8 protein-coding genes are annotated in these 8,922 nt (G+C 49.5%); 5 read left to right on the top strand and 3 right to left on the bottom strand.

All coding sequences use genetic code 11. The features are described 5' to 3' along the window. The 5 genes from NZ772_08655 to NZ772_08635 form a co-directional block, all read left to right on the top strand. Positions 1-598, top strand: a 598-nt coding sequence (locus NZ772_08655; protein MCS6813624.1) for a F0F1 ATP synthase subunit alpha, incomplete at its 5' end; no start/stop codon positions are given. A 94-nt stretch (positions 599-692) separates the two neighbouring features. Then, on the top strand, positions 693-1,640 hold the full coding sequence (locus NZ772_08650; protein MCS6813623.1) for a F0F1 ATP synthase subunit gamma: 948 nt from the start codon (positions 693-695) through the stop codon (positions 1,638-1,640). Positions 1,641-1,817: 177 nt separating this feature from the next. Then, entirely contained in the window at positions 1,818-2,747 is a 930-nt protein-coding gene (locus NZ772_08645; protein ID MCS6813622.1) for a glycosyltransferase family 2 protein, read from the top strand. A gap of 59 nt (positions 2,748-2,806) precedes the next feature. Beyond that, positions 2,807-3,727: an NAD(+) kinase gene (locus tag NZ772_08640; protein ID MCS6813621.1), complete on the top strand. Its 921-nt coding sequence runs from the start codon at positions 2,807-2,809 to the stop codon at positions 3,725-3,727. 317 nt (positions 3,728-4,044) lie between these two features. Further along, a complete protein-coding gene (locus NZ772_08635) occupies positions 4,045-4,356 on the top strand; it encodes a hypothetical protein (protein ID MCS6813620.1) in 312 nt (103 codons plus the stop codon). Positions 4,357-4,547: 191 nt separating this feature from the next. On the opposite strand, the gene NZ772_08630 is transcribed toward NZ772_08635, so the two are convergent. The 3 genes from NZ772_08630 to NZ772_08620 all read right to left on the bottom strand — a co-directional run bounded on the left by NZ772_08630 (position 4,548) and on the right by NZ772_08620 (position 8,921). Next, on the bottom strand, positions 4,548-6,251 hold the full coding sequence (locus NZ772_08630) for an NAD(P)H-quinone oxidoreductase subunit 4 (protein MCS6813619.1): 1,704 nt from the start codon (positions 6,249-6,251) through the stop codon (positions 4,548-4,550). Between the two features lie 117 nt (positions 6,252-6,368). After that, positions 6,369-8,369 carry an amylo-alpha-1,6-glucosidase gene (locus NZ772_08625; protein ID MCS6813618.1) on the bottom strand — a complete coding sequence of 667 codons (2,001 nt, stop codon included), beginning with the start codon at positions 8,367-8,369 and terminating at the stop codon, positions 6,369-6,371. Positions 8,370-8,375: 6 nt separating this feature from the next. Next, positions 8,376-8,921 carry an NAD(P)H-dependent oxidoreductase gene (locus NZ772_08620; protein MCS6813617.1) on the bottom strand — a complete coding sequence of 182 codons (546 nt, stop codon included), beginning with the start codon at positions 8,919-8,921 and terminating at the stop codon, positions 8,376-8,378. Position 8,922: the final 1 nt, after the last annotated feature.

The raw sequence follows: 8,922 nt of genomic DNA, 5'->3' as shown, positions 1-8,922 counted from the left end.
AGCCTTGGGTGAAGGTAGTATGACAGCTTTACCTATCATCGAAACCCAAGCAGGTGACGTTTCTGCCTACATTCCCACTAATGTGATTTCCATCACTGATGGTCAAATTTTCTTATCAACTGACCTGTTTAACGCTGGTGTTCGTCCTGCCATCAACCCTGGTATTTCTGTATCGCGGGTAGGCTCGGCTGCTCAGACCAAAGCTATGAAGAAAGTGGCTGGTAAGATTAAGCTAGAGCTAGCTCAGTTTGATGACCTGCAAGCCTTTGCCCAATTCGCTTCTGACTTAGACAAGGCTACGCAGAATCAATTGGCGCGGGGCCAGCGCTTACGGGAAATCCTGAAACAGCCGCAGTATTCCCCTCTGTCGTTGGCTGAACAGGTTGCAGTAATTTACTCTGGCATCAACGGTTACTTAGACGATATTCCTCTAGATAAGGTAACTAGTTTCACTCAGGGGTTGCGGGATTACCTCAAGACTAGCAAGGCTCAGTATGTTGAGATTATCCAGACGCAAAAAGTTCTGACTGAAGAAGCTGAAAATCTGCTGAAGGAGGGAATCGCAGACTATAAGCAAACTTTTCTAGCAGCAGCATAGCCTGTTGTTTGGGTGTTAGGTGTCAGCGTAAGGTCTGGCACCTAATGTCTAAGTGCCGATATTTCATCTCTAACACTCCATATTCGGAAGATTTATGGCCAACCTCAAGAGCATTCGCGATCGCATCAAGTCGGTTAAAAACACCCAAAAAATTACTCAAGCGATGCGGCTAGTAGCAGCAGCAAAGGTACGCCGTGCCCAAGAACAAGTAATTGCTACTCGCCCATTTGCTGATCGTCTAGCACAGGTTCTAAACAACTTGCAGTCTCGCCTTAGGTTTGAAGATGTTGATCTGCCATTGCTAAAGGCACGAGATGCTAAGACCGTTGGAATTTTAGTGGTGTCTGGCGATCGTGGACTGTGTGGAGCCTATAACTCTAATGTGATTCGGCGAGCAGAAATGCGAGCAAAAGAGTTAGCTGCTCAGGGTGTGGGCTATCAGTTTGTGTTAATAGGTCGCAAAGCAATTCAGTATTTCCAGCGTCGAGAGCAGCCTATTGCCGCTACCTATTCAGGGTTAGAGCAAATTCCTACTGCTGCGGAAGCCTCTAATATCAGCGACAAACTTCTAGCCTTGTTTCTAGCTGAAGATGTTGACCGCGTTGAAATGATTTACACTCGCTTCATTTCCCTAATTAGCTCGCGCCCGGTTATACAAACCTTGCTACCCCTTGATCCCCAAGGTCTAGAAGATCCTGAAGATGAGATTTTCCGGCTAACCACGCAGGGTGGTAACCTCTCAGTTCAGCGGGAAAAGGTATCAGCACCTACTCGCGAGATTCCTAGTGACATGATCTTCGAGCAGGATCCAGTGCAAATCCTCAATGCCTTGCTGCCACTGTATTTGAATAATCAGTTGCTACGAGCACTTCAAGAGTCAGCAGCGAGTGAATTAGCTGCCCGCATGACGGCGATGAACAATGCCAGTGATAATGCTAAGCAGTTGATTTCAACCTTGACGATTTCTTACAACAAAGCACGGCAAGCTGCAATTACCCAAGAAATTCTAGAAGTGGTGGCTGGAGCGGATGCTCTGGGCTAGATCTTGGTAAGGTCAACAGTGTCTAATTGTTGCCACTTAGCCTGGACTGAATTGGGTGATGGCACTATAGCCACTCTCCTAACCGACTCTGCCTATTCCAGATTGGGTTCTTAGCATGAACTCACGTTAAGCTAATAGGGTAATACCTGTTTGGGTTGTATGCAGTGAGGTTTGGCAGTGTTTTTTAGTGTGGTGATTCCAACCTATAATCGCAAGCCCATCTTAGCTAAGTGCTTGATGGCCATGGAGCAACAGGTGCTACCCAGCGATGGGTCGATCGCAGGCTATGAGGTAGTAGTGGTGGATGATGGCTCTACGGACGATACCTTAGACTGGTTGCACCAGCACCAAGCAGAACTACCCCATGTCCGCCTTATTTGCCAAAATCATCAGGGACCAGCAGCAGCCCGTAACTTGGGGGTTGAGCAAGCCAAGGGCGATACGATCGTTTTTATTGATAGCGACCTAGTAGTAGTTCCAGGCTTTTTACATGCCCATGCCCAGGGGTTGCAGCAGGGAGGCGAGCGAGCATTTACCTATGGACGGGTTATTAATACCTGCAATTTTGACGATCCCACAAGCGAACCATACAAACTAACCGACTTTTCTGCCGCCTATTTTGCCACGGGGAATGTTGCGATCGCCCGTCACTGGCTAGAAAAAGCAGGGTTATTCGATGTGAGTTTTAGTCAGTATGGTTGGGAAGATTTGGAATTGGGAGTGCGCCTTAAACAACTGGGTCTAAAACTCGTAAAATGTCCCAATGCTGTTGGCTATCACTGGCATCCACCCTTTACGCTAACCCAAATTCCTAGTCTTATTGACAAGGAAATTCAGCGAGGCAGGATGGGTGTGGTGTTTTACCAAAAGCATCCTACCTGGGAAGTACGATTGATGATTCAAATGACTTGGATCCATCGAGTACTTTGGGGATTGTTGTCGCTGGGTGGCGCTCTCAATGAGCGAACCATGGCTCCTCTGCTCCAGTGGCTCATTGATCGAGGTAACCCTCAGTTGGCGCTGGAAATTGCCCGCATCTTCCTCAACTGGTACAATGTGCAGGGAGTTTACGCAGCCTATGCAGAGGTACAGGGTACGAAGTCCTGAGCACGATTCTAACGCCCGGAACGTAGGATAATGCTAAGTAGCTGTTTTCCAGGTAGTGCGTGGAACTAAAGCAAGTCATTATTGCCCACAAAGCAGGTTGCTCGCTGTCACAACGCTGGGCAGAGCGCTATGCTCAGCAGTTAGAAGCCAGAGGTTGCCGGGTGCTCATGGGGCCGACGGGGCCGAGGGATAATCCCTACCCGGTGTTTTTGGCATCGGCTTCATTGGCGATTGACCTAGCCATTGTTCTAGGGGGTGATGGCAGTGCCTTATCTGCCGCTCGCAACTTAGCAGCCAACAATATTCCAATCTTGGCCATTAATGTTGGTGGGCATCTGGGATTTTTAACCGAGTCTCCTGATAGCTTTAATAGCTCTGAAGATCTCTGGGATCGTTTGCAGGGCGATCGCTATGCTGTTCAGCGTCGGATGATGCTCCAAGCTGCCGTATTTGAGGGTGGACGAGAAAATCGACAACCTGTGAGTGATCGTTTCCTGGCATTGAATGAAATGTGCGTCAAGCCAGCTTCAGCCGATCGCATGATTACGTCCATTCTAGAGATGGAAATTGACGGCCAAGTTGTAGACCAGTATCAAGGCGACGGACTACTAATCGCAACCCCAACCGGATCCACCTGCTATACAGTTGCAGCTAATGGGCCAATTTTGCATCCCGGCATGGAGGCGATCGTTGTCACGCCAATTTGTCCCCTTAGTTTATCCAGCCGTCCGATCGTCTTGCCCGCGGGATGTGTAATCAGTGTCTGGCCGTTAATGGATCTAGACCTCAGCACTAAACTTTGGATGGATGGCGTGTTAGCAACCTCAATTTGGCCCGGCCATCGAGTCGATGTCAAGTTAGCCGACTGTCAAGCACATTTTATTATTCTGCGAGAAGATTATTCCTATTACCAAACCCTGCAAGAAAAGCTGCAATGGGCAGGGTCACGAATTCGTTACACCAATAACCACCGCAACTAGTGATCCTGCTAGCATTTGTCGCCCTTCCCCTCGCCCTTGGACTCAGCCTCGTGTGGCTATTAGGCTACGATATGACGGTGCTGCGAATCCACTGGTACATGCTTACAAGGCTACAATGCCTAATCGCTCTAACTCTATTCCCTATCCTGCGACACATAGCTGGCAAATTTAGTTGGCAAATTTGCTGAAGTCCAAGGACAACAATGCTTTCACATTATCCAGATACATGGCAAACAACGCCGACTAATCGAGTATAAATCTGGTCGAGTATAAATGTCGAGTATAAATCTAGATACAACTGCAACTAACATCATCCTATGCGCAACCTCACCTACGATGACCCTGCCACGCTCGCGGACATTCTCAGCTTCTCTAGCCGCCCGCGCTACCTCTTGCAAGCCACCTACAACATCACACCAGAGAATATTACATCCCTACAAGTAGACAGCGACAACTACAAAATTGATGTCCACACAGAAGCTGAAACGTTTCGCTTCAAAGCCCAAAGCTTGGAAAATGTAATCATGAAAAATTCAGAAACAGGGGAAATGTCCCTAGAGTTTGATCCAGCCCTTGCCCAAGGCATCTGTAGCATTATCGAAGACTACGCCCCTGACAATGAAGCATGACATGAGGTGTACCAATTCTTGAATATCGGGTTACACCTGGAGCTGAGGGGACGTTGCCTCCTCGTAGGAATGTCCTGCACACTCTCTTAAGCAAAAAGGACTTAAGCAAAAAAGGAGGGTTGACAACTTGTCAATCCCTCACCAAGCTCCAGATTTCCTTGTTCTCTTGCTGAGAATCTGCCACTGATCGACTACTTCACCGTACCTAGCAATGCTGACGTCTTCAAGTCAGCAAGTGCCCCACTACCAAAGCCAGTGGCATAGATCTGGGGGTTTGTCGCGGCCAAACGCTCGTAGGCACCTCGCACTTGGGCGTTTACGGCCACTGTTTTTGCATCATACAGATTGGTTGCCAGTTTGGGATAAAAACCAATGCCAATGATCAAGATGAGGAAGCAAGCTGCAATGAAGACTTCACGGGGACTAGCATCCTCAAAGGTGGACTCGATCGGTAGTGCGCAACTTGTGCCAAAGCAGGCTGCCTCCTCATTACCTTGACTCTTAAGCTGCACATCGTTAAGGTCACAGGAGGGTACTACATCACACATCATCTCGGCACTGGAGCCGTAGAATACTTGGCGCAACATGGAGAGCAGATAGATAGGAGTCAGAATTAACCCCACGGCTGACAGAAACACGGTGACGGTGCGGAAGCTAGAACTATAGATAGCGCTTGTGCTGAGGCCAACGAATACTGATAATTCACTCACGAAGCCACTCATTCCGGGCAAGGCTAGTGAGGCCATAGCGGCAATGGTAAACAGGGCAAACACCCGTGGCAATGCTTGACCGATGCCAGTCATCCTATCCATCAACATGGTGTGGGTGCGATCGTAGGTTACCCCCGCCAAAAAGAACAGCACGGAAGCAATCAGGCCGTGAGACAGCATCTGCAACATAGCCCCGCTTACACCTAGGTCGCTGAAGGAAGCAATTCCCAGCAACACAAACCCCATGTGAGAGATGGAAGAATAGGCCAAGCGCCGCTTCATGTTGGTCTGGGCAAAGGAATTTAGTGCTCCATAGATGATATTGACCACTCCCAGCATAGCCAGGATAGGAGCAAAGTATACATGGGCATGGGGCAATAGTTCCATGTTTAGCCGAATTAGACCATAGCCACCCATCTTCAGCAGCACTCCAGCCAAGACCATTGATACCGGGGAAGAGGCCTCTCCGTGGGCATCGGGCAACCAAGTATGTAGAGGGAAAATGGCTAACTTCACACCAAAGGCAACGAGCAATCCACCATAGAGACAAAGCTCTAGCACCAGGGGAAACTGCTTTAGGTGCACTTCAGCGATGTCAAAGGTAATCACGTCACCGTAAAACGCCATGGCCAACGCAGCCACTAGGATGAAGACAGAGGCAACGGCGGTGTACAGCAGGAACTTAGTTGCTGCATAACGACGATTTTGACCACCCCAAATGCACACGAGTAGGTAGACCGGCACGAGTTCAATCTCCCACATGACAAAGAACAGGAGTAAATCCTGAGCTACAAACACCCCAATCTGAGCTGCGTATAGCACTAGCATCAAGGCGTAGAATAGCCGGGGGCGACGATCAACCTTCCAAGCTGCAAACATAGACAGGGTAGTAACTAACCCAGCCAACAACACTAGGGGAGCAGAAATTCCATCCACGGAAACTGTCCAATTCAGCCCCAGTTGAGGCATCCAGGCGAAGGTTTCCACTAGCTGAAACGATGCGTTACGGGAATCGTAATGAGATCCAAACGCATAGGTCATCAGTAACAATTCAACAATCCCCACACCTAGGGCATACCAGCGAACTACTTTGCCAGTTTTGTCAGGAATGAGGGGAAGGGTGACAGCAGCCACCAAGGGCAAGATAATCAACGTTGTAAGCCAAGGAAATACATCTGTTGTCATGGCCATAAGAATAAATACCTACTCTGTGCTTGGGATCATTCTACGAAACTTTGTGAAGATTCATGTATAGATTTTTCGCACTGTTGAGAATAAGCAGCATAGAGTTTTCTAAAGGCATCATGATGATCGCGTAACCCAGTCCCAGGCCCTAAGAGTTTCAGCTACGCTCCAAGCTTGGGCAATACATCCTCGTGCTTGGTGGGGCGGCTCGCCTTCAAAGATTTCGCTGATGCTGCCTAACCCCGCAGCTCGCAAATGATCGGCGATCGGTTCCAAGAGTTCACGAGCAGAGTCTGGTTGCTGATAGACCCGTAGATGTGCTTGCACAAACGCTCCTAATAGCCAGCCCCAAACAGTTCCCTGGTGGTAGGCACTATCCCGCTGGAACTGATCTCCCCTGTAGAAGCCGATGTAGTGAGGATCGTAGGGAGCTAGAGACCGCAGCCCGTAGGATGTGAGCAGTTCACGAGCTACGGTATCTACGACAGCTTTTTGACAACTGGGCATTAACAGTGGTGTAGGGCTAAGGTTGGGATCCGTTGGCAGTGACACTGCAAAAATTTGATTAGGACGAATGGCATCGTCGTTACCACCAGGTGTGTCTAACACGTCAAAGCAGCACCCTTGGTCAGGGTTCCAGAACCGCTGAAATCCTCGAACACATTGTTCTGCCCAGCGCTGATAGTCTTGGTAAGGCCGACCTATTACCTGCGCAAACTGCACCATGCTGATGAGGGCGTTATACCAGAGGGCACTGATTTCGATCGGTTTACCAATGCGAGGAGTTACTACCCAAGTACCAACCTTGGCATCCATCCACGTTAACTGTACACCTGGTTCACCTGCATACAGCAGCCCATCAGCAGGATCCACTTGAATGCGATAGCGGGTACCGCGTCGATGCCAATCAATTGACTCAGCCAGAGCTGGAAATAGCTCAACCAGCAAGGACTGATCGTGGGTAGCTTGGTAGTAAGCACGGATGGCTTCAAAGTACCAAAGGGTAGCGTCAACGGTGTTGTAGCTTGGCACTTGCCCCGATTCAGGAAATAGATTGGGCAACATGCCTTGGTCTAGATAGCGCCCAAAGGTACGGAGGATTGGACGTGCTAGCTCTGGTCGGCCAGTGGTGATGGTTAATCCTGGCAGGCTAATCATGGTGTCTCGTCCCCAGTCGCCAAACCAAGGGTAACCAGCGATAACGGTTTTGCCTTGAGGTTCGCTAGCAATTGGACGATCGACAACGAATTGATCGGCAGCAAGCACGAGTTGCTGGATCCAACCAGGACTTTGAGCATGGTGTGGGGCTGCTGATGTCCAACGCTCCAGCAACCCCTGGTCGTACTGGTGTTGATCGGCTAGGGCAGCTTGTCCATTCAACCGGGGGGAGGAATTGGTACTGGCAACTATTGTTAGCGTGTCTCCTAGCATCAGGGTGAGGGTAATTGTAGCCGCATGGAGATGGCTCTCATGATCGCCCGTGCCCCGCGATCGCTCCCCGGCTAAGTCCACATTGTGATACCAGGTTTGGGCTGATGTCACCGTGCCTTGACTGGTAAACAGGTAAAATGGCGTTGCTTCAGCAAATGCTTTGACGCAGATACCCTGAGCTAAGGTATCCACCTGCCAGTCACCGTAGGTACTGCCACCGTGATGATCACGATAGTTCACTAAGGCTTTAATGGTCAGGTCAAGGGCAGCACTGCCCCGATGCAAGGTATAGGTGATGTAGGTAGTGTTTTCGCCCCGTTGCATCCAAACTCGTTTAATGACTAGGGCATCGGCAAGTGCAAACTGCCATGTAGGTACGGTTCCCTCTAGGGAAAAGCGCTCAATCCAGCGAAAGCCTTGGGGGTGAATGGATCCATCCGACCAGCGGTTAGTTGACAATAGGTAGGGGTGTTGGTGATAGGTAGCGGTTTCTTCTAGTTTGGCTAAGAGCAATGTGCGTCCTAGGGGTGGGTTCAGGGCTGCTATGAGCAAGCCATGATAGTGGCGAGTCAAATGGCCCGCGATCGTGCCACAGGCATAGCCGCCAATACCATTAGTTACCAGCCATTCACGCGACTCTGCTGCTTCTAAGTCTCCGCAGATATCCCGACCAAACTGAATGGTCATCAATCATCACCCTAGGGGAATCGTTTCGCGGCCATGCTTCAATGTAGCAGTCAGCCAGACCAACTCTTTGATAAAGCGTTCATAGCGCCGTAGAAATGCCGATCGCTCTGGTTCAAGCAACTGCCCAGATTCGTCTAAAACATCCTCAACGTTACTGACATTGAGATCTGCGACAGTCGGCAACAAACCAAATGCTTTCAAGGCAGGAAGCAACGATTCAATGGCTCGCACTCCTCCAAATGATCCCGATGATACGCCGCAAAGCCCAACTGCCTTGTGGACATACTCTTTGTAGTTGGTATCTAATACGTGTTTCAGAATGCCGGGATAGGTATGGTTATACTCTGGGACAACAATAATAAATCCATCTGCTCGACGCACTGTTTCAGCAAAACTAGGGATTTGAGCACTCAAGCCTGCATCATCAACTGGAATTGGTAGTGTGCGAATATCAATCAACTCGGTCTCGACAGTCTTGACTTGGGCAGTTTGCTCAACTATGAAGCGGGCGATCGCTTCACTTTTTCGGCCTTGGCGCACTGTCCCCAAAATC

This window comes from Cyanobacteriota bacterium (genome assembly GCA_025054735.1).
Lineage (GTDB): Bacteria > Cyanobacteriota > Cyanobacteriia > SKYG9 > SKYG9 > SKYG9.
This window is presented reverse-complemented; position numbering and strand designations above follow the sequence as displayed.

Coding starts and splice junctions, on each gene's coding strand:
- NZ772_08650 (MCS6813623.1), top strand. CDS start 693: ATGGCCAACCTCAAGAGCATTCGCGATCGCATCAAGTCGGTTAAAAAC.
- NZ772_08635 (MCS6813620.1), top strand. CDS start 4,045: ATGCGCAACCTCACCTACGATGACCCTGCCACGCTCGCGGACATTCTC.
- NZ772_08630 (MCS6813619.1), bottom strand. CDS start 6,251: ATGACAACAGATGTATTTCCTTGGCTTACAACGTTGATTATCTTGCCC.
- NZ772_08625 (MCS6813618.1), bottom strand. CDS start 8,369: ATGACCATTCAGTTTGGTCGGGATATCTGCGGAGACTTAGAAGCAGCA.